Raw genomic sequence first — 19186 nt, 5'->3', positions numbered from 1 at the left:
TTCGATATTCGCCGCGAAAGCACAATCAATTCAGTGCCAAACAATGGCCGGTCGGGAGCAAAATTTGCTCCCGGTGAAGGTTCCTTGGAACAATCAGTCTGTCACGGCGCGTTCCCAGCCGGTAAGCGCCTGGTCCCAACCGGGAAACCAGGTGAGCAGCCAGACCTGGACGGTGCGGTCGGCGCCGAGAAGGATGGCAAGACCCACGAGAAGGATGCAGAGCCCCATCGCCTGCTGGAGCCGGGAACTGTGTCGTTTCAACCAGTTGGTCCGGTCGTAGAGCCTCTTGCCGAAGGCGACGGCCAGCCCCATGGGCAGGGCCGTTCCGAGGCTGAAGAAGGCGGCCGTCAATGCCGACTGGGCGGTCGTTTCCTGGTTGAGGGCAAGCGTGATGACCGATGCCATGATCGGGCCGACGCATGGCGTCCAGGCGAGGCCGAGGCCGGCGCCGGTTAGCATCCCCCCGAGAAAGCCCGTCGTCCGCCGCGGTCCGAGATCGAGCGACCCGATCACGCCGGACGCGGCGTATTCGAAACGGTGCTTGAGGACGGGCAGGGTCAACACCGCGCCCATCGCGACGAAGATGACGCCGGCGGCGATCCGGTGAATGTCGGGCGAAACCGCGAAATGCCGCACGAGCAGGCTGAGCGCCAGCGTGATCCCCGTGAAGAAAAGGGCAAAGCCCAGGATCAGGCCGGCAGCCCGGAAGCGTCCCTCCAGCGTGGAACTGGCCAGGATGACCGGCAGGAGCGGCAGGACGCAGGGCGAGGCGATTGTCGCCACGCCCGCCAGAAACGCAAAAAGGAAGGTCATTTCCCGCGAAGGTTCTCGTTGAGGGTGGCGATCCCTCCGGCGTTCCAGAGCTTGGCCGCGCCGGCATCGGCGTCGAGAAGCACGAACGTGTCCTGGTAGGTCACGCCGTACTTCGCCTTCAGCTCGGTTTCCCGGTCATAATCGGCGATCACCACCGTCGCGCCGGGATCGATCTGGTCCCATTTTTCCGACAGTTCCGTCAGCGTCAGGATGCAGTTGGGGCACCAGGTTGCGAAGAAGAAGATGACGGTCGGGCCCTTCTTCGCCAGCGCGGCAAGATCGGTCGTCTCGGAATATTCGACCAGGCGCGCCTGCTGTTGCTCGGCCTGTGCGGCCTTGAGAAGAGGCGAGGGGGCGAGGCTCGTTACCGCCACCAGGGACAGGGCCAGGGCGACCTGGCGTATTGCTGCGAAAGACAATCCGTATTTCCTCAAGAGATTCTATCCGGGCAAACTATCTTTGCCCAACCGGGGCCGAAAGAAACAGGAGTTCCAAATGCGCCATGATCCGGGTCGCTAATTCTCAAAACCGCCGTGGAATGAGACGTTGATGATTTTCCATCGGCATGCCGACTGTGACATAACGGCGGCCCTGTGCATATGGAATGAACTTGATGGCAATATCCCTTCCCGGCGGGCACGTTTCTGAAGCCCGCTCCGACCTTTCACCCCTCCTCGTCGTCCTTGCGACCTTTATCCTCGGGGCGGCCTTCATCGCTTCGGAGGTATCGACCACCCAGTCGCTCCTGTTCCTGAACGGCGGGCTCCTCGGTGCCGCCCTCTATCATGCCTCGTTCGGCTTCACCGGCGGCTGGCGGCGCTTCGCGACCGAGGGCCGCAGCCGCAGCATGCGGGCGCAGTTCCTGATGATCGCCATCACGGCCCTCGTCTTCATCCCCCTGATGAGCGGCTTCTGGGAGGTTGACCGGACCTTTTCCGGTGCCTGGGCCCCGGTCGGCGTCTCCGTCGTCGTCGGTGCCTTCATGTTCGGGCTCGGGATGCAACTGGGAGGCGGCTGCGGCTCGGGAACCCTGTTCACGGTCGGCGGCGGAAGCAGCCGGATGCTCGTCACCCTCATCGGTTTCATCGCCGGCGCGGTGATCGCAACCGCCCACCTGCCGTTCTGGCTGGGTCTGCCATCCATGCCCGCCGTCAAGCTCGGCGAATATCTGGGCCCGCTGCCGGGAACTGCTGCAACGCTCGTCGCGCTCCTCGCGGTCATCCTGGTCCTCGCACTTGTCGAGCGCAGGCGCCACGGCAATGTCGAGCCGGTGTTCCAGGGGCTTTCCGCCCTGCGGCCCGCCCGGATCCTTCGCGGACCGTGGCCGCTGGGGCTCGCGCTCCTCGTTCTGGCGCTCGGCAACGTGATCACCCTCCTGCTTGCCGGCCATCCCTGGTCCGTGACCTACGGGTTCGGGCTCTGGGGAGCGAAGGTCCTCGATGCCATCGGAGTGCCGGTCGCCAGCTGGCAATTCTGGCAGGTGCCTTTCCAGGCACGCGCACTGGAGCAGAGCGTCCTCTTCGATGTGACATCGGTCATGAACTTCGGGATCATTCTCGGCGCGGCGCTTGCGGCCTCGCTCGCGGGCCGCTTTGCCGAAGGCGCAAGGGTTCCGCTTGCATCCTACGCCGCCGCCATCCTCGGCGGACTGCTGATGGGCTACGGGGCGCGGCTGTCCTTCGGGTGCAATATCGGCGCGCTGTTCAGCGGCATCGCCTCCGGAAGCCTTCACGGCTGGCTCTGGCTGGTCATGGCGTTCGGCGGCAGTCTCCTCGGCATTTTGGCGCGTCCGGTATTCGGGCTAGACGGATTCAAGAAATCATGAGCAGAAACACCATCCTTTTCGGCGCCTCCCTGCTGGCGGCCGTCGGCGCGGTCGCGGTCGACCACGCCACCAGCGAGGCACCGCGCCCCGTGCTAGCCCATCAGGAAGAAGACAGCCCGTGCGCCGCGGCAATCCCCGCCACGTCGGGGGGCCGCAGCTACGATGATCTCGCCGACGATTACAGCGGGGCGCCCGCCGCGCCGGCGGCCGCGCCCGCACCGGCGCCGAGTCCGTCGGACGGCAACCCCTGCTCGGCAGGCGTCCTCTGATGGACGAGGAAGCGCGCAACCGGGCCAGGCAGGAGCAGGCATATTGCCAGGCGATCCTTGCAAAGTCGGGCAGCAGCATCCTTCTCAAGGTCCTTCCGCCGCAGGGAGTGACGACCTGGAAGCACTATCCGGAACCGGAGGTCTGCGATCATGTCTCCGGGGCGCAATGGTACTACCATTGCCACGAAGACAGCACCGCGCTGGGCGAGCACGGCCACTTCCACTGCTTCGTGCGCCCCGAGGGCAAGGAGAGCCCCGCCTGCCATCTGATCGCCGTCGGGGTCGATCCGCATGGTCGGCTCACCCGTCTCTTCACCGTCAACCAGTGGGTGGTCGGCGGCACCTGGTACGGCGCCGAGGAGACCAACAGTCTCCTCGAGAGGTTCAACGTCGAACTGGCGGAGCCCGACTATCTGGTCAACCGCTGGCTGACGGCCGTCGTGACCCTTTACGACGCGGAGATCAGGACGCTGAACCTTGAACGCGATCGAAAGCTGCTGTCGCTCGGAGGCGATCCGGAGGCTCTTCGCCTCGATCGTAGCTACGAGGTGCTGAGCGAACTGTCGCTCCGCGCCTGAGGCGAAACGCAGTCATTCCCCGTGGATTGCTGCCGCGAATTTGCTCGCGGCAGTTTTCGCCATCGTTGTCGAGACGCTACAATCCCATGTGGCCGGTGGGAGGGAATGCGTGGTGCAAGGCTATTCGATTGCGGAAAAACTGAAGATCGGACTTCTGGCGATAGGGATCGGCGGCCTCGTGGGCGGCCTCCTGCTCGCCTACGGGATCGGTAGGGGCGATCTCGCCGCCACCGTCTGGACCCTTGGCGTCCTCCCGGTCCTCGCGGCCCTTCTGATCGAGATCGTCCGCAGCCTTTTGCGGGGCGAGGTGGGCCTCGATATCGTCGCCGCCCTTTCCATGTCGTCCGCCCTGCTTTTCGGGGAAACGCTCGCCGCCGCCGTGGTCGCGGTCATGTATTCCGGCGGCACGTTTCTGGAAAGCTTCGCCGAGGGCCGGGCCCGGCGCGAGATGCGCAGCCTGCTCTCGCGCGTCCCCCGCACGGCAACGCGCTACGCAGACGGGGCACTGGAAGAGGTGCCGCTGGACGCGATCGCGCCGGGCGACCGGCTGCTGATCCGCCAGGGCGATGTCGTCCCCGTCGACGGAACTGTGGGATCGGGCATCGCCTTCCTGGACACGTCGGCCCTGACGGGGGAATCGCTGCCGGTCAAGGTGGCGGAGGGCCGCGAAGCCATGAGCGGCTCCACCAATTCCGGCGAGGCCTTCGACCTCGTCGCGACACGGCCTGCCAGGGAGAGCACCTATGCGGGTATCGTGCGCCTTGTCGAGCAAGCCCAGGCGTCCAAGGCGCCGATGTCGAGGCTCGCCGACAAGTGGTCGCTCGCCTTCCTGCTGGTCACGGTGGCGATCGCCTTTTCGGCCTGGTGGCTGACGGGCGATCCCATTCGAGCCGTTGCCGTCCTCGTGGTTGCGACACCGTGCCCGCTGATCCTCGCCGTGCCCGTGGCGCTGGTGGCGGGCCTTTCCCGCGCCGCGCACTACGGCGTGCTGATCAAGGGCGCCGGACCGCTTGAAGCGATGGCGCGCGCCCAGACGCTGATCCTTGACAAGACCGGTACGCTGACGGACGGGCGCCCGCGGATCGCCACCATGGAAGCCACCGGCCCCGTGCCGGCGAGCGACATGCTGAGGCTCGCCGCCGCCCTCGAGCAGGCGAGCAAGCACCCGGTGGCGCAGGCCTTGGTCGAGGAGGCGCGCGAGCGCGGTGTCCCCCTGTCGATTCCCACCGAGGTGACGGAGGTCCCGGGAGAGGGGCTCCTGGGTCGGGTGGACGGTCGCTCCGTCGTCGTCGGCGGATACCCGTTCGTGGCCGCTCATGTGGGGCCGACGACGGTCGGGCATCCGCCGCTGGAAGCGGGTTCCGTGCTGGTCGCCGTCGGTATCGACGGCGCCTTCGCCGGCTACCTGGTCATGGCCGATCGTCTGCGTGACGACAGCCAGGCAATGCTTTCCGGCCTGCGCGGGGAGGGGATCGGACGCATCCTGCTGGCGACGGGGGACCGCCAGGAGGTCGCCACGCGCATCGCGCAGGGCCTCGGTCTCGACGGCATCCGCGCCGACCTCCGTCCGAACGACAAGGTGCTGCTCGTGCTCACCGAGCGCAAGCATGGCCCGGTGATGATGGTCGGCGACGGGGTCAACGACGCGCCGGCTCTTGCCGCGGCCGATATCGGCGTCGCCATGGGCGCGCGCGGGGCCGCCGCCTCCGCCGAGGCTGCGGACGTCGTCCTCCTTGTCGATAACATTGACAGGGTGCGGACGGGGGTGGAGATTGCGCGGGGCGCACGGCGCATCGCCATGGAGAGCGTGGTGGTCGGCATCGGACTATCCGTCATCGGCATGATCGCCGCGGCGCTCGGCTACCTTTCTCCCGTCCAGGGCGCGCTCATCCAGGAGGCGATCGACGTCGCGGTCATCCTCAATGCGCTCCGCGCGCTTCGCATCGATCCGAAGCCGGTAGCCGGGCAGGCTCTCCCGCTGTCCCGTGATATTGCCAGAGAAAAGGCATGAACCATGGATGTCACCATCTACCACAATCCGGCCTGCGGCACGTCCCGCAACACGCTCGCCCTGATCCGGGCCGCCGGGATCGAGCCGAGGGTGGTCGAGTATCTCGCGACGCCTCCGTCCCGCGATGAATTGGCGAGGATGATCGCCGATGCCGGTCTCACGGTGAGCCAGGCGATCCGGGAGAAGGGCACGCCCTATGCGGAGCTCGGTCTCGACAGCCCGGACCTGACGGATGGGCAGTTGCTGGACGCGATGCTGAAGGAGCCGATCCTCATCAACCGGCCCTTCGTGGTGACGCCGCTCGGGACGCGGCTCGCACGGCCTTCGGAAGCGGTCCTCGACATCCTGCCGGATACCTTCCGCGGCCCCTTCTTCAAGGAGGACGGCGAGCAGGTGCTCGACGAGACGGGAAAGCGCATCACCTGAGGCATCCCGTCGACCAGGCATGGCCGGGATGCCGGCCTCCCTCCATTGACTTCCGCGGGGTCCGGATGCTGTGTTGGCTCCGCCGGAGGTTCCCGCAGCCTCGCCGGCGTGGAGGGGGCGGGAAAGTCGGGCCGCGGCAGCGGCAGACTTCGAGCGAGGGTGATGCCGAACGAACAGAAACTCCCGCCTTGGGCCTTGATCGGCCTCGGCACCTCGCAGGTCATCGGCTACGGCACGCTCTTTTACGCCTTCAGCGTCCTTGTTCCCGCGATCGCGCGTGACATCGGTAGATCCGAGCAATGGGTGTTCGGCGCGTTCTCGGCCGCATTGCTCGCGGGGAGCCTTGCCGCGCCCTTGTCCGGAAGCCTTGCCGACAGGGTCGGCGCCGGACGCCTCATGGCGGCAGGGTCGGTGCTTGCGGCCGTCCTGCTGGCGGCGCTGTCGATGTCGCCCGGCCCTCTCGGCTTCGCCGTCGTTCTGGCACTGACTCAGATCGTATCCTCAACGGTCCTCTACGCGACCGCATTTACCGCCATCGTCCAGGCGGGCGGCAGGAAGGCGCAGACCTCGATCGTGCACCTGACGCTGATTGCCGGCTTCGCATCGTCGATCTTCTGGCCCCTGACCTCATGGATGCACGGCCTTCTCTCGTGGCGTGAAGTCTACCTCGTCTTTGCCGCCATGAACCTCCTCGTCTGCCTGCCCGTCCACCTCGCCATTTCGCGCCTGACGACGCGCGCGGTGAAAAGACCCGCATCCCGGGACCCGTCCGGGCCGCCTGCCGGTCCGGACGGACGGACGTCCCCGCTCTTCTTGCTGATGCTCTTCGGCTTTGCCGCGGAGGGCTATGCGCTGTCGGCCATCCTCGTCCACATGGTGCCGCTCACCCAGGCGCTCGGAATGGGTGCGGCGGGGCTTTTCGTCGCCTCCCTGTTCGGACCCTCGCAGGTGGCGAGCCGCCTGATCAACCTCGTCTTCGGCGGACGGCTGCCGCAGCGGTGGCTCGCCGTCATCGCCGCGGCGCTCATCCCGGTTGCCCTTGCCATCCTGATGATGACGACGCCATCGATTGCCGGTGCGGCCGCGTTTGCCGTGATCTTCGGTTTGGGGTCAGGCCTGAGCAGCATCGTCAGCGGAACGCTGCCGCTGGAACTCTTCGGACGGCAGGGCTACGGCGGCCGCATGGGCTGGGCGACGTCCGCGCGGCAGATGACGGCGGCGGTCGCGCCGATCGCCATGTCGCTCTCGCTTGCCGGGATCGGCGTCGCGGGTTCCATCTGGCTGACGGCGGCGATCGGGATCACGGCAGTGGCGGCCTTCCTCTGGATCGCCGTCTCCGTCCGCCGGGCAGGAGGCAATGACCTGTCGGAAGTTCCCGCCTGGCGGCCGGAATGCGGACGCGACGTTCCCGGCAGAGCCGAGGACTAGGTCCTGTCTTCTTCGAAATGGGGCTCATGTATGCGACCGGTCGCGGCTGCGCCGTTGATTTCATCGCCGCCCACAAGTGGCTGAACATCGCCGCCATCAAGGGCTCCGACCGGGCTGCAGCATTGCGCGGTCACCTTGCCCAGACGATAAGCAAGGCCGAACTCGCCGCTGCACTACGCGCCGCCCGCGAATGGATGACGATGCACTGATGAGGGATACAAGCTCGGACGCAATTAGAGCCGTGGGCTGTCCTGTTTTCCCAGCCACGTTTCGATCACAGACGGATTGACGACGTATTCAGGCACCCGCCACTCTGCCACCGCGAGAAGGTTCTCGCAAAATGCCTCCCGCAGGCGCATCTGCGACTCGACCGTATGTCCCACCATGTGTGGGGTGAGGATGGCGTTCGGAAGGTCGCGCAGCGGACTATCCTCTTTCAACGGCTCCGGGTCGAACACATCGAGGGCAAGGCGCATAGCCGGTCGCTCTGCGGCGAGCGTGGCGAGTGTATCGTCGGGGATGATGCCGCCCCGCGTGATGTTGACAAACACCACGTCCGGTTTCATTCGGCGCAACGCGTCAAGATCCAGCATTCCCCGTGATTCAGGAGTGAGTGCAGCCGCCATGATAACGACATCGCTTGTCGCGAGCACTTCATCGAGGCTCTGGGAGGTGACGTAGGCGGGCATCGATCGCGTCGTGCGCACCGAAGCGACGAGCCTCACGCCCCATACAGACAGCCGTTCCGCGATAGCCTGTCCAATTTTGCCAAAGCCTATCAGGCCAACTGTCTTTCCCATGAGCATGCGCGCACGGACCTGCGAGGGACGCGGCAGGTTTTCGCGAAGGTAGCGCTCCGTGCCATGAAGGTCATAGAGCGAAGCCAGGGTGAAGAGGACTGCGGCCTCGGCCATGCTGACGGTGTTTTCCGCAATCTGGCCATTCGCCACGAGGATGCCGTTTTCCGTCGCGGCCGAAACATCGAACCCTTCGACCCCTGTGAACGGAGAAACCAGTGCGCGCAGACGCGGCATCCTGGCAAACAGCTCCCGGTCGGCTGCAAAGCTTGAGGTCGCGCCAAGGATTTCCAAAGACTGCAGTGCATCAACGGCCGCTAGCAGTTCCTCGCGCGTGACGAACCGTGCCACACCATGGCCGCGCCGTTGCAACGCGTCATGGGCTGGATTGAAGAACCGATCAAAGGACGACGTTCCCACCAAAGCAACAGTCAAGATTTTAGCCTCCAAATGAGTTACCCCGACAAACCTGGGTCTTGTTGACAACAGTATGGCAACCATATTTTGCGGCGGCCAGGGCGAGGAAGCCCTCGAAAGACTTTCGGGTCTTGTCATATCGGGTCTTGAATCGTGCTTCCACTGATTTGGGAATCCACTTTGTCAACAGGACCTAGCCTGGCATCACGGTGCCCGAGGAGCGGTAGAGCATGTATGCCGCCATCACGAAGATGAGCCCTGCAAAAAGGCGGTTGAGGACATTCCTGTAGCCGCTGAGCCGGCTTGCGAGAAGCGTGCCCATCGCGCCGCCGATCACGCCGCCGCCGATGAATTCGCCGGCCAGCCACCAGTCCACCAGGCCCGAGCTCGCATAGTTCAGGGCGGTCGCCAGGCCGAACGTACCGACCGACAGAAGCGAGGTGCCGATCGCGTTGATCATCGGCATGCCGGTCGCCAGCATCAGGCCCGGGACGATGAGGAAGCCTCCGCCTATTCCGAAGAAGCCGGATGCACCGCCTGCCGCGAGCGCCACCACCCCCGTGACGAGACACATCCTGAGGTCGACCGGACGCCTCTGGGTAGGAACGGGCTTCCGGGGCTTCAGCATCAGGATGCCGACAACGATCATCAGGATGCCGAACAGGAAGACCAGCTTGTCTCCGTCCATCGCCTTGCCAAGGCTGGAGCCGGCAAGCGCGCCGAGAACGCCGAGCGCGGAAAAGACGATGGCGCACCGCCACCAGACCTGCCCCCTGATCGCATAGCCGGCGAAGTTGGCGAAGGCGTTCACCGAGACCGCGAGCGCGCCCGTGCCGATGGCGATGTGCGGCTGGCTCACGCCGACGACGTAGAGGAGGAGCGGCGTCGCCAGGATCGAGCCTCCGCCGCCGAGCAGGCCGAGCAGGAACCCGACGATGCCGCCGGACCCGACTGCCGTAAGGATCGACATGCTCACCTCCGCCTGGTCCAGACCCTGTCATGCAGGGCCATGCCGGCGAGCATGGCGACGACGAACAGCGCCGTCTGCGGAATGCCCATCGAAAGGGCGGCGACCGCCGGGCCGGGGCAGAAGCCGCCGATCCCCCAGCCGAGGCCGAAGAGGGCCGAGCCGACGACCAGCGGCGGGTCGATCCGGCGGCTGGTCGGCAGGTGGAAACTGTCGTCGAAGGCAGGATGCCGCATCCGCTTCATGACCTGCACGCCGATGAATGCGACGACGACGGCGCCGCCGAGAACGAAGGCAAGGCTCGGGTCCCACGCGCCGAAGACGTCGAGGAAGCCCTGTACCTTCGCGGGGTTCAGCATGCCGGAAAGCGACAGGCCAAGGCCGAAGACGATGCCGGAGGCAAGCGCTGCTCCGGACTGGAGAATGTTGCGGTTCACAGCCCGAGACCCCGCAGGACCGCGACCGCGAGGACGCCGGTCGTCAGGAAGGTGGCGACCGCCACCATGGAGCGCGGCGACAGGCGCGCGAGCCCGAGCACGCCGTGGCCGCTGGTACAGCCCGATCCCATCCGCGAGCCGAAACCGACGAGCAGGCCGGCGACGATGACCAGCGGCCAGCCGGCGCTGATCTGAACCTCTGGCCAGGCGTCGAACAGGAAGAGGTAGGCAAGCGGCCCGAGCAGCAGTCCGAGGACGAAGGCGAGGTTGGTGGCGAGCCCCACGCCTTGAGCCAGGCGCCCGACGATGCCGCTGATACCGGCAATCCGGCCGTTGAGGATGAGAAGCATGACGGCGGATGCGCCGATCAGCATGCCCCCCGCCAGAGGGGCGATATAGATGTTCATGTGTCGTCCTTCACGCAGAAGATGTCATAGAGGGCGGCAACCAGCCGGGCGACCTTCTCCTCGGTCAGGCGGTAGAAGATCTGTTTTCCTTCCCGCCGCGTCTCGACGATGCCCGAGCCCCGCAGCACCGTCAGGTGCTGCGAAAGATGCGGCTGGTGCAGGTCGAGTTTCTCCTCGATCTCGCCGACCGAATGCTCGCCCTCGATCAGCGTGCAGACGATCATCAGCCGCGCGGGATGCGACAGCGTCTTGAGGAGGTTCGCCACCTCACCGGCCCGCCCCGCCATTTCGAGAGGGGAAAGGCCTGCCTTTACCCTGGTGTCGAGATCGCTGTTCATTCCCACGAGGCTCCCTGCAAGGCATCGAGCGGAAACTTGAGGTAGCGCTTGCCGTTCGGCTCGGGTTCCGGCAGCCGTCCGCCGCGGATGTTCACCTGCAGGGCGTGCAGGATGAGCTTCGGCATTGGCAATGTCTTGTCCCGCCTCGTCCTGAGCGCCACGAAGTCTTCCTCGCCGACGCCGGCAAGATGGGGGTTGGACTTCTTCTGCTCCGCCACTGTGCTCTCCCAGCGTGGGGCACGCCCGTTCGGTTGATAATCATGGCCCGTGAAAATCCTTGTCTCGTCGGGAAGCGCCAGGATGTCCTGGATCGACCTCCAAAGGACGCGGGCGTCGCCCCCGGGAAAATCGGCCCGCGCCGTGCCGCCGTCCGGCATGAAGAGCGTGTCGTGCACGAAGGCTGCGTCGCCGATCACGTAGGTGATGGAGGCGAGCGTATGTCCGGGGGAGAACATCACCTTCGCATCGATCGACCCGACCTTGAAGCTCTCGCCATGGGCGAACCGCCGGTCCCACTGGGAGCCGTCGGCGGCCAGTTCGGGCCAGTTGTAGATCCCTTTCCAGAGTTTCTGCACGTCGACCACGCGCTCGCCGATCGCGGTTCGTGCGCCGGTCTTCTCCTTCAGATACTGGGCGGCGGAGAAATGGTCCGCATGCGGGTGCGTGTCGAGGATCCATTCGACGGTCAGGCCCTCGCTGCGGACATGATCGAGGATCGCGTCGGCATTGATGGTCGCCGTCGATCCCGATTTCTCGTCGAAATCGAGGACCGGGTCGATGATGGCGCATTTGCCGGTCGCCGGATCGGAGACCACGTACTGGATGCTCCAGGTGCGCTTGTCGAAAAAGCCCTTCACTTGCGGTCGACGCGCGAAATGCCTTTCGAGCCAACGGGCCGCGCCGCTGGTATCGAGGTCGCGGCTGCGCCCGAACTCGACGACCTGCTCCGCAGACATGCGCCCGTCCAGCCCTTCGCCGATCAGGTAGAGCATCAGCGATCGCCTGCCCGTCTGGCAGTGCGCAAGGACAGGTCCCTCGGCGGTTTCGATGGCTCGCTGGAATTCGCGCACATCCGCTTCAGTAATGGTATCGGCGGCAACGGGGATGAAGGCATAGGACAGGCCGGACTGCCCGGCTGTCGCGGCTTCCGCCTGCGTTCCCGGCTGCGAGCCTTCCTCGGCGTCCGGCCGGTTGTTGACAAGGGCCGCGAACCCCTTGTCGCGAAGGGACTGGATGTCCTCGACGGTCGGCTGCGATGACACGGACAGCCTCTGGGAAATGGTGGTGATCCTCACGCCTCGCTCCATTCTCGTAATCAATATACGATCTAATATAATGTATATTATTTATTTTCAATATGCCTTAGCCGCCTTGCGCCGGCCTGAGGGCGAAGCCCGGGGGAGATATCCGGGCACTCTCGATATGCCGCCTACCCACCAGGCGCATTTAGGAAAAGCTGAAGTTGGGATATGAAGGGCGTGTGAGGCGCAGGGCACGGTCTTGCAACCATCGCGGATGGGAACTGCCTTTGCCCGGTGTCGCCTGGTGGAAACGGATCGGGGTGATCTGCCATGCAAGGCAACATGAAGTTCAACATCTGGTACGGCATCGCGGCCGTCTTCGGGGTGTTGCTGATCCAGTATTTCTTCGCCTATTCCCAGCAGGTCACGGAGATCCCCTACAGCGAGTTCGAGACCTATCTCGCCGAGAAGAAGATCGCCGAGGTGGCGATCTCCGACAATTATGTGCAGGGAAAGTTCAAGCAGCCGCTGCCGAGCGGCCAGACGATGTTCGTGACCACGCGCGTCGATCCTGACCTCGCCGATCGCCTGCAGGAAAGCGGTGTCGTCTATACCGGCCGCATCGAAAGCAACATCATCGGCAACATCCTCTCCTGGACGCTGCCCATCCTGCTCTTCTTCGGCATCTGGTATTTCATGATGCGGCGCATCAGTGCGGGCGGTGGCGCCGGCGGGCTGATGCAGATCGGCAAGAGCCGCGCCAAGGTCTATGTCGAGACCGACGTGAAGGTGACCTTCGATGACGTCGCCGGCGTTGACGAGGCGGAGGACGAACTCAAGGAGATCGTCGATTTCCTGCGCAATCCGGAAGAATACGGCCGGCTCGGCGGGCGCATGCCGAAGGGCGTGCTGCTGGTCGGCCCGCCGGGAACAGGCAAGACGCTGATCGCCCGCGCGGTCGCCGGCGAGGCGAAGGTGCCCTTCTTTTCCATCTCGGGCTCCGAGTTCGTGGAAATGTTCGTGGGCGTCGGCGCCGCGCGTGTCCGCGACCTCTTCGAGCAGGCGCGCGCCAAGGCGCCTGCGATCATCTTCATCGACGAACTCGACGCGCTCGGCCGGGCCCGCGGCGCCGGGCCGATGTACGGCGGCCATGACGAAAAGGAACAGACGCTCAACCAGCTGCTGGTCGAACTGGACGGCTTCGACCCCACCCTCGGCGTCGTGCTGCTGGCGGCCACCAACCGGCCGGAAATCCTCGACCCGGCGCTTCTGCGCGCCGGCCGTTTTGACCGCCAGGTCCTCGTCGACCGGCCCGACAAGAAGGGCCGCATCCAGATCCTCAAGCTTCACATGGCCAAGGCCAAGCTCGCGCCCGACGTCGACACCGAGCATCTGGCTGCGCTGACCCCCGGCTTCACCGGCGCCGATCTCGCCAACCTGGTGAACGAGGCGGCGCTCCTCGCGACGCGCCGCAAGGCGGATGCGGTGACGATGGAGGATTTCAACAATGCCATCGAACGGATGATCGCAGGGCTGGAGAAGCGCAACCGGCTGCTCAACGCCAAGGAGAGGCGCATCGTCGCCTATCACGAAATGGGCCATGCGCTGGTGGCGCTGTCGCTTCCGGGCGTCGATCCGGTCCACAAGGTGTCGATCATCCCGCGCGGCGTCGGCGCCCTCGGCTATACCATCCAGCGGCCGACCGAGGACCGCTTCCTGATGACGCGCGAGGAACTGGAAAACAAGATGGCGGTGCTCCTGGGTGGGCGCGCGGCCGAGTTCATCGTGTTCCACCACCTGTCCACCGGGGCGGCCGACGACCTTGCCAAGGTCACCGATATCGCCCGCGCCATGGTGACCCGCTACGGCATGTCGGAAAAGATCGGCCACATCGCCCTGGAAACGGACCAGCGCTCCTATCTGGCACAGGATCCGCTCATGGGCGGTCCGCGACCGCATGACTACGGCGAACACACGGCCGATGCGATCGACGAAGAGGTCAGGAAGATCGTCGACCACGCCTTCGATAGCGCGGTGAAGATCCTCACCGAACGGCGCGATGCGCTGGGACAGACCGCGGCACGGCTGCTCGAAGTCGAGACGCTGGGCGAGGATGACCTGCGGCCCCTGCAGCTCAATCCGCCGGCTGACGATACGCGAAAGACACCCGGGGAGGTCGCCGTCAACTGAGAGGCAGGCCGCGGGCGACCTGCCTCCGTCGTCGGGGAATGGCTGGTGGCGTCAGTGCGTGCTTTCCAGCAACTCGCGCTTGCGCAGGTCCTCGATCGCGGTCACGGCATCTTCCGCAGACCATCCGGCACGCACCGCCGCATCGATGATCCGTACCTCGCACTCGAGTGCCAGCTGGTGGTAGACCGGCTCGATCGCTTCCTGGATCGTCAGGATATGTTCCTCGGGCTTGACGTGGATATGCGCGGACATTGCCATGATGCTCTCCATTTTCGAGGGGGACAGCAGTCGAATCCCTGCCGGCGGAATTTGTTCCCGATTTTGTCACGATCTTGTCATCGGAGGGGACGGGGTGGGTTCGCCAGTGCCGCGATCGGTGAAGGTCGATGCCCCACTCCGCCGGCAAAGCAACGCGCAAGTATAGGGGATCATGCAGCCGCATATTTCGCGCGTCGCGAAGATCGTCTCAGCTTTTCTGCCGGATAGCGGCTTTCGAGTGAGATTTGCTCTTCATCGCCGGGTCATGAAACCGCTGTTTCTGTTCTTCCGGGTACCCAGCTTTCATAATCCGTCAAAGAGCATGGAAAGCCCTCATGACCATCCACGACGCCTCCGGCCGCAACCTGGCCGAAATCGCCGCAACCCTCGATGCGCAGTTTGAAAAGCTCGATCTCGCGGCTCGCCTTTCGCTTGCCGCCGGTCTCGGCCGGGCGGTCTTCACCACCAGTCTCGGGGTCGAGGACCAGGTCATCACCGCAGCGATCGGCGGCGAACGGGTCGATATCGTGGTGGCAACGCTTCAGACGGGGCGCCTTTTTCCCGAAACGCTCGCTCTCATCGACGAGACGGAAGACCGGTTCGGGATCGAGATCAGCCGGTTCGGACCCGAGCAGGCGGATGTCGACGGATATGCGGCGCGCTACGGGCTCAACGGTTTCTACGACAGCGTCGAGGCCCGCCATGCCTGCTGCCACGTGCGCAAGCTGAAGCCGCTTGCCCGCGCGCTGGAAGGGGCGGTTGTCTGGGTGACCGGCCTTCGCCGCGGCCAGTCCGGCAATCGCGCCTCCACTCCCTTCGCCGAGTATGATGCCGAGCGCGGCCTCCTCAAGGTCAATCCGCTGGCCGACTGGTCGCTCGACCGGATCAATCGATATGTCGAGGACCATGCCGTTCCGGTCAACCCGCTCCACAAGCGCGGCTACCCCTCCATCGGCTGTGAGCCCTGCACGCGGGCCATCAAGCCCGGCGAGCCGGAACGCGCCGGTCGCTGGTGGTGGGAAAACGACGAGAAGCGCGAATGCGGTCTCCATGTTCCCGAGCCCACCGTTTCCTCCCTGAATGCAAGTCCCCTTTGATCGGCGGCTGAAAGGCCCCTGGAGTTCCTGATGTCCGATGTCCTTCACGCAGCCGAGCCAAGGGCTGCGTCGTCCGCAAAGTCTCCTCTCGACCCGCACCTGAAGGCGCTGGAAAACGAGGCGATCCATATCTTCCGCGAGGTTGCCGGCGAGTTCGAGCGCCCGGTCATGCTCTATTCCATCGGCAAGGACTCCTCCGTCCTGCTGCACCTGGCGCGCAAGGCGTTTCACCCCGGCCGCGTGCCGTTTCCGCTCCTTCACGTCGATACCACCTGGAAGTTCAGGGAGATGATCGAGTTTCGCGACCGGATCGCGGAGGAATACGATCTCGATCTCGTCGTCCATACCAACCCGCGCGGCAAGGCCGAGGGCATCACCCCCTTCACGCACGGCTCGGCCCTCTACACGGACATCATGAAGACCGAAGCGCTGCGCCAGGCCCTCGATGCCGGCGGCTACGATGCGGCCTTCGGCGGCGCGCGGCGCGACGAGGAGGCGAGCCGGGCAAAGGAACGCATCTATTCCTTCCGCACGCCCGACCATCGCTGGGACCCGCGCAACCAGCGGCCGGAACTGTGGAACGTCTATAACGGTATGGTCCGCAAGGGTGAAAGCGTCCGCGCCTTCCCCCTCTCCAACTGGACCGAGGTCGATATCTGGCGCTACATCCAGGCGGAGGATATCCCGCTCGTGCCGCTCTACTTCGCCGCCGAGCGCCCCTATGTCGAGCGGGACGGCATGATGATCCTGGCGGAGGATCCGCGCCTTAAGCTCCTGCCCGGCGAAACGGTGCAGCACGGCTTCATCCGCTTCCGCACCCTCGGCTGCTTCCCGCTCACCGGCGCGATCCGTTCGCGCGCCACCACGCTCGACGAGGTGATCGCGGAACTCGAGATCGCCACCGTTTCCGAACGCCAGGGACGCGCCATCGACCGCGACCAGTCCGGTTCGATGGAAAAGAAGAAACGTGAAGGATATTTCTGAGATGACCGCATCCGCCACCGCCACCTCGGCCGCCGTTCATCCCGCCGCGGAAGCGCTGCCGCTGGCGCGCGACACGCGTCCCTTGCGGCTCATTACCTGCGGTTCGGTCGATGACGGCAAGTCGACGCTGATCGGCCGGCTGCTCTGGGACACCAAGGCCGTCAAGGAAGACCAGGCGGCGACCCTGCAGCGGGATTCGGGCCAGCAGAACGATCTCGGCCTGCCGGATTTCGCGCTCCTTCTGGACGGCCTGCAGGCGGAACGCGAGCAGGGCATCACGATCGATGTCGCCTACCGCTACTTCGCCACCGACCGCCGCTCCTTCATCGTCGCCGATACGCCCGGCCACGAGCAGTATACGCGCAACATGGCGACCGGGGCCTCGACGGCGGACCTCGCCGTCCTCTTGGTGGATGCCCGCGCCGGCCTCCTGGAGCAGACCCGCCGCCATGCGACGATCGCCTCGCTGATGGGCATCCGGCAGTTCGTGCTGGCCGTCAACAAGTTCGATCTCGTCGGCTACGACCGGGCCGTGTTCGACAGGATTTCCCACGAGTTCAAGGAACTGGCGCTGTCGCTCGGCGTCCGGCAGATCACCGCGATCCCGATGTCGGCGCTGAAGGGCGAGAACGTCGTTTACCCGGCGGGTACGCTCATGCCCTGGTATGACGGCCCGACGCTGATCGAGACGCTGGAACTGGCGACCGTCCGCTCCGCCCAGACCGGCGGCTTCCGCCTTCCCGTTCAGCGGGTCTCGCGTCCGGGAGAAAGCTTCCGCGGCTACCAGGGGACCGTCGCCGGCGGCTCGCTCAAGCCCGGCGATCCCGTGGTCGTCCTGCCCTCCGGAATGGTTGCCAATGTCCGGCAGATCGTCACCTTCGACCTCGTGCGCAACGCCGCCGTGGCGGGCGATGCGATCACGCTGGTGCTCGACCGACAGGTCGACGTCTCGCGCGGCGACATGATCGTCTCGCTCGACGCCCAGCCGATGACGGGCCTCGAATTCGAGGCGCAGATCGTGGCGATTCAGCCGGACGGGATAGAGCCCGGAAAGCGCTACTGGCTGAAGAGCGGTTCGCGGCGGCAGCGGGTTTCCGTCAGGCCGACGTCGCAGCTCCACCTCGCCACCGGCTCCTGGCGTCCGCACGACGAGCGTCTGCCGATGAATGCGATCGGCAAGGTCCGGCTCTCCTTCGACGAACTGGCGATCTTCGACGCCTACGAGCAGAACCGCTCCACCGGCGCCTTCATCCTGATCGATCCGGATACGCACAATACCATTGCCGGCGGCATGATCACCTCCAAGCGCAGCGGCGGCATCGGCATCCGCTACGAGGGCGAGCGCGTCGTGCTGTCCCTGCCGGCCGATCTTGCCGATCAGATCATGGCGAGCGAACTCTTCGCCAGCCGGCGCGACGAGACCGATGTGCGCCGCATGAGCGCCTCGCAGGCGTCGGACATCTTCGCCAACGCCGCGCAGGATATCTGACCCGCGCCCGGGCCTCGCTATCGCGGCGGACGGGTCGTCCCACGCGGGACGACCTCGAAGCCGAGGTCGATCGGCGCGTCGGGGGCAGGTTCGCCGGCAAGCACACGGATCAGCAGGTCGATCGCCCGATAGCCCATCTCGAACCGCGGCACCCTGACGGTCGTCAGGGGCGGCTGGCTGAAGGCGGCGAAACCGAGGTCGTTATACCCGCAGATGCCGAAATCGGGGACGGAGAGACCGAGCCTCTGTGCCTCGAAAAAGGCGCCGATCGCCAGGTCGTCGTTCTGGCAGAAGACGCAATCGAGATCGGGCACCTGCCGTATCATGCGCTGGAGGAGGTGGCAGCCGAGCTGGACGCTCGTCGGCTCGTCCTCCGAGGCAATCAGCACGGGATCGCCAAGGCCGGCCTCCTGCATGGCGAGGCGATAACCCTCCAGCCTCCGCTCCGAGCGCACATCCCGGGTCCCGCCGAGAAGGCCGATGCGGCGATAGCCGCAGGCGACCAGATGACGGATCGCCGCCGCCGCCGCCTCGCAGTGGTTGACCCCGACCCCCAGGCCGCTCGGCGTCAGGTGCAGGTCGACGATCTGCACCACGGGGCAGGTTGCCGACTTCAGGAGTTCCAGCGTCCCCTCCGGCTGCTGCAGGCCGGATAGCAGGATGCCGGCCGGATGCTGCGACAGGAAGAGGCGGATCTGCCTGCATTCCTCCGCCGGGTCGTAATGGGAGGTCGCGTACTGGATGCGCAGGTCCGAGGTCCGGACGCGCTCCTCGATGCCGCGCATGACGCCGAGATGCGCATGGCTCGTCAGCGCCGGCGCCAGGACGCCGATGACGCCGTTGTGGTTGCTGGCGAGCGCCCGTGCCGCGAGGTCGGGCACATATCCCATCTTCTCCACCTGGGCGACGATCCGCTGGCGAAGGTCGTCCGACACCTTGTCCGGCTGCCGCAGGGCCCGCGAGACGGTGATCGGACTGATGCCGAGCGCCTGGGCGACATCCTGTAGCGTCACTCGTTCTGACCGGCTGCGGTGATAGGGCATCATTCTCTCGCTCGCCGGGGTGTCTGGGGCTTGGCTCAGGCCCAACAACTAAGTCTCTTCCTTCAATCGGCAAGTCCGTCCGCCAGTCCGACGAGCAAGGGAATTTGCGCCTGCGCGGGAACAATTCCCGATGGCGGGAAGGCGTTCACTTCCCGGTGAGGGCTATGGCGT

At 65.5% G+C, this 19186-nt stretch carries 20 protein-coding genes and 1 pseudogene; 11 read left to right on the top strand and 10 right to left on the bottom strand.

Annotated features, from left to right (window positions below):
- Positions 1 to 93 precede the first annotated feature (93 nt).
- Both ACWGPT_RS10910 and ACWGPT_RS10905 read right to left on the bottom strand, forming a co-directional pair.
- Entirely contained in the window at positions 94 to 813 is a 720-nt protein-coding gene (locus ACWGPT_RS10910; protein WP_452605617.1) for a cytochrome c biogenesis CcdA family protein, read from the bottom strand.
- A complete protein-coding gene (locus tag ACWGPT_RS10905) occupies positions 810 to 1232 on the bottom strand; it encodes a TlpA family protein disulfide reductase (protein WP_452605616.1) in 423 nt (140 codons plus the stop codon). The genes ACWGPT_RS10910 and ACWGPT_RS10905 overlap by 4 nt, the downstream gene beginning before the upstream one ends.
- A 194-nt stretch (positions 1233 to 1426) precedes the next feature.
- On the opposite strand from ACWGPT_RS10905, the gene ACWGPT_RS10900 reads away from it, so the two are divergent.
- From ACWGPT_RS10900 to ACWGPT_RS10870, 7 genes and pseudogenes are all read left to right on the top strand, one after another.
- On the top strand, positions 1427 to 2638 hold the full coding sequence (locus tag ACWGPT_RS10900) for a YeeE/YedE family protein (protein ID WP_452605615.1): 1212 nt from the start codon (positions 1427 to 1429) through the stop codon (positions 2636 to 2638).
- Positions 2635 to 2907 carry a hypothetical protein gene (locus tag ACWGPT_RS10895; RefSeq protein ID WP_452605614.1) on the top strand — a complete coding sequence of 91 codons (273 nt, stop codon included), beginning with the start codon at positions 2635 to 2637 and terminating at the stop codon, positions 2905 to 2907. Before ACWGPT_RS10900 ends, ACWGPT_RS10895 begins: the two co-directional genes overlap by 4 nt.
- Positions 2907 to 3485: a DUF6969 family protein gene (locus tag ACWGPT_RS10890; protein ID WP_452605613.1), complete on the top strand. Its 579-nt coding sequence runs from the start codon at positions 2907 to 2909 to the stop codon at positions 3483 to 3485. The genes ACWGPT_RS10895 and ACWGPT_RS10890 overlap by 1 nt, the downstream gene beginning before the upstream one ends.
- Positions 3486 to 3594: 109 nt before the next feature.
- Complete coding sequence (locus tag ACWGPT_RS10885; protein ID WP_452605612.1) at positions 3595 to 5496, top strand: heavy metal translocating P-type ATPase; 1902 nt, start codon at positions 3595 to 3597, stop codon at positions 5494 to 5496.
- A gap of 3 nt (positions 5497 to 5499) precedes the next feature.
- Positions 5500 to 5922: an arsenate reductase (glutaredoxin) gene (arsC, locus tag ACWGPT_RS10880; RefSeq protein WP_452605611.1), complete on the top strand. Its 423-nt coding sequence runs from the start codon at positions 5500 to 5502 to the stop codon at positions 5920 to 5922.
- Between the two features lie 162 nt (positions 5923 to 6084).
- Positions 6085 to 7350, top strand: a complete 1266-nt coding sequence (gene arsK / locus ACWGPT_RS10875) for an arsenite efflux MFS transporter ArsK (RefSeq protein ID WP_452605610.1) — start codon at positions 6085 to 6087, stop codon at positions 7348 to 7350.
- A gap of 5 nt (positions 7351 to 7355) precedes the next feature.
- Positions 7356 to 7559 (top strand): annotated as a pseudogene (locus tag ACWGPT_RS10870) (sel1 repeat family protein); the annotation flags it as partial.
- 24 nt (positions 7560 to 7583) lie between these two features.
- Here ACWGPT_RS10870 and ACWGPT_RS10865 read toward each other — a convergent pair.
- The 6 genes from ACWGPT_RS10865 to blh all read right to left on the bottom strand — a co-directional run bounded on the left by ACWGPT_RS10865 (position 7584) and on the right by blh (position 12008).
- Complete coding sequence (locus ACWGPT_RS10865; protein ID WP_452605609.1) at positions 7584 to 8582, bottom strand: NAD(P)-dependent oxidoreductase; 999 nt, start codon at positions 8580 to 8582, stop codon at positions 7584 to 7586.
- A gap of 175 nt (positions 8583 to 8757) precedes the next feature.
- Positions 8758 to 9534: a sulfite exporter TauE/SafE family protein gene (locus ACWGPT_RS10860; RefSeq protein ID WP_452605608.1), complete on the bottom strand. Its 777-nt coding sequence runs from the start codon at positions 9532 to 9534 to the stop codon at positions 8758 to 8760.
- Positions 9535 to 9536: 2 nt separating this feature from the next.
- Positions 9537 to 9968 carry a DUF6691 family protein gene (locus tag ACWGPT_RS10855; protein WP_452605607.1) on the bottom strand — a complete coding sequence of 144 codons (432 nt, stop codon included), beginning with the start codon at positions 9966 to 9968 and terminating at the stop codon, positions 9537 to 9539.
- Positions 9965 to 10375: a YeeE/YedE family protein gene (locus tag ACWGPT_RS10850; protein WP_452605606.1), complete on the bottom strand. Its 411-nt coding sequence runs from the start codon at positions 10373 to 10375 to the stop codon at positions 9965 to 9967. Before ACWGPT_RS10850 ends, ACWGPT_RS10855 begins: the two co-directional genes overlap by 4 nt.
- Complete coding sequence (gene bigR, locus ACWGPT_RS10845) at positions 10372 to 10713, bottom strand: sulfite-sensing transcriptional repressor BigR (RefSeq protein WP_452605605.1); 342 nt, start codon at positions 10711 to 10713, stop codon at positions 10372 to 10374. The genes ACWGPT_RS10850 and bigR overlap by 4 nt, the downstream gene beginning before the upstream one ends.
- On the bottom strand, positions 10710 to 12008 hold the full coding sequence (blh, locus tag ACWGPT_RS10840) for a bifunctional sulfur transferase/dioxygenase Blh (protein WP_452605604.1): 1299 nt from the start codon (positions 12006 to 12008) through the stop codon (positions 10710 to 10712). The genes bigR and blh overlap by 4 nt, the downstream gene beginning before the upstream one ends.
- 276 nt (positions 12009 to 12284) lie before the next feature.
- Here blh and ftsH point away from each other — a divergent pair, with 276 nt between their 5' ends.
- Entirely contained in the window at positions 12285 to 14144 is a 1860-nt protein-coding gene (gene ftsH, locus ACWGPT_RS10835; RefSeq protein WP_452605603.1) for an ATP-dependent zinc metalloprotease FtsH, read from the top strand.
- Between the two features lie 51 nt (positions 14145 to 14195).
- On the opposite strand, the gene ACWGPT_RS10830 is transcribed toward ftsH, so the two are convergent.
- Entirely contained in the window at positions 14196 to 14402 is a 207-nt protein-coding gene (locus ACWGPT_RS10830) for a hypothetical protein (protein WP_452605602.1), read from the bottom strand.
- A 335-nt stretch (positions 14403 to 14737) separates the two neighbouring features.
- Here ACWGPT_RS10830 and ACWGPT_RS10825 point away from each other — a divergent pair, with 335 nt between their 5' ends.
- The 3 genes from ACWGPT_RS10825 to cysN are packed head-to-tail and all read left to right on the top strand — an operon-like array spanning position 14738 to position 17972.
- On the top strand, positions 14738 to 15499 hold the full coding sequence (locus ACWGPT_RS10825; RefSeq protein WP_452605601.1) for a phosphoadenylyl-sulfate reductase: 762 nt from the start codon (positions 14738 to 14740) through the stop codon (positions 15497 to 15499).
- Positions 15500 to 15529: 30 nt separating this feature from the next.
- Positions 15530 to 16483 carry a sulfate adenylyltransferase subunit CysD gene (gene cysD / locus ACWGPT_RS10820; protein ID WP_452605600.1) on the top strand — a complete coding sequence of 318 codons (954 nt, stop codon included), beginning with the start codon at positions 15530 to 15532 and terminating at the stop codon, positions 16481 to 16483.
- Position 16484: 1 nt separating this feature from the next.
- Positions 16485 to 17972, top strand: coding sequence for a sulfate adenylyltransferase subunit CysN (cysN, locus tag ACWGPT_RS10815; RefSeq protein ID WP_452605599.1), 1488 nt, complete (start codon positions 16485 to 16487; stop codon positions 17970 to 17972).
- A 17-nt stretch (positions 17973 to 17989) separates the two neighbouring features.
- On the opposite strand, the gene ACWGPT_RS10810 is transcribed toward cysN, so the two are convergent.
- Positions 17990 to 19018, bottom strand: a complete 1029-nt coding sequence (locus ACWGPT_RS10810) for a LacI family DNA-binding transcriptional regulator (protein WP_452605598.1) — start codon at positions 19016 to 19018, stop codon at positions 17990 to 17992.
- Between the last annotated feature and the right edge of the window lie 168 nt (positions 19019 to 19186).

The organism is Pseudorhizobium sp. NPDC055634, assembly GCF_053618655.1.
The sequence above is the reverse complement of the archived record's forward strand: the minus strand, read 5'-3'. Positions and strand labels throughout refer to the sequence as shown.

Bases quoted from the DNA above. Each gene is read 5' to 3' on its own strand.
- ftsH (WP_452605603.1), top strand. From the start codon at position 12,285: ATGCAAGGCAACATGAAGTTCAACATCTGGTACGGCATCGCGGCCGTC.
- ACWGPT_RS10810 (WP_452605598.1), bottom strand. From the start codon at position 19,018: ATGATGCCCTATCACCGCAGCCGGTCAGAACGAGTGACGCTACAGGAT.
- ACWGPT_RS10910 (WP_452605617.1), bottom strand. From the start codon at position 813: ATGACCTTCCTTTTTGCGTTTCTGGCGGGCGTGGCGACAATCGCCTCG.
- ACWGPT_RS10850 (WP_452605606.1), bottom strand. From the start codon at position 10,375: ATGAACATCTATATCGCCCCTCTGGCGGGGGGCATGCTGATCGGCGCA.
- bigR (WP_452605605.1), bottom strand. From the start codon at position 10,713: ATGAACAGCGATCTCGACACCAGGGTAAAGGCAGGCCTTTCCCCTCTC.
- arsC (WP_452605611.1), top strand. From the start codon at position 5,500: ATGGATGTCACCATCTACCACAATCCGGCCTGCGGCACGTCCCGCAAC.
- ACWGPT_RS10895 (WP_452605614.1), top strand. From the start codon at position 2,635: ATGAGCAGAAACACCATCCTTTTCGGCGCCTCCCTGCTGGCGGCCGTC.
- ACWGPT_RS10890 (WP_452605613.1), top strand. From the start codon at position 2,907: ATGGACGAGGAAGCGCGCAACCGGGCCAGGCAGGAGCAGGCATATTGC.
- ACWGPT_RS10825 (WP_452605601.1), top strand. From the start codon at position 14,738: ATGACCATCCACGACGCCTCCGGCCGCAACCTGGCCGAAATCGCCGCA.
- arsK (WP_452605610.1), top strand. From the start codon at position 6,085: ATGCCGAACGAACAGAAACTCCCGCCTTGGGCCTTGATCGGCCTCGGC.
- ACWGPT_RS10860 (WP_452605608.1), bottom strand. From the start codon at position 9,534: ATGTCGATCCTTACGGCAGTCGGGTCCGGCGGCATCGTCGGGTTCCTG.
- ACWGPT_RS10830 (WP_452605602.1), bottom strand. From the start codon at position 14,402: ATGGCAATGTCCGCGCATATCCACGTCAAGCCCGAGGAACATATCCTG.
- ACWGPT_RS10900 (WP_452605615.1), top strand. From the start codon at position 1,427: ATGGCAATATCCCTTCCCGGCGGGCACGTTTCTGAAGCCCGCTCCGAC.
- cysD (WP_452605600.1), top strand. From the start codon at position 15,530: ATGTCCGATGTCCTTCACGCAGCCGAGCCAAGGGCTGCGTCGTCCGCA.
- cysN (WP_452605599.1), top strand. From the start codon at position 16,485: ATGACCGCATCCGCCACCGCCACCTCGGCCGCCGTTCATCCCGCCGCG.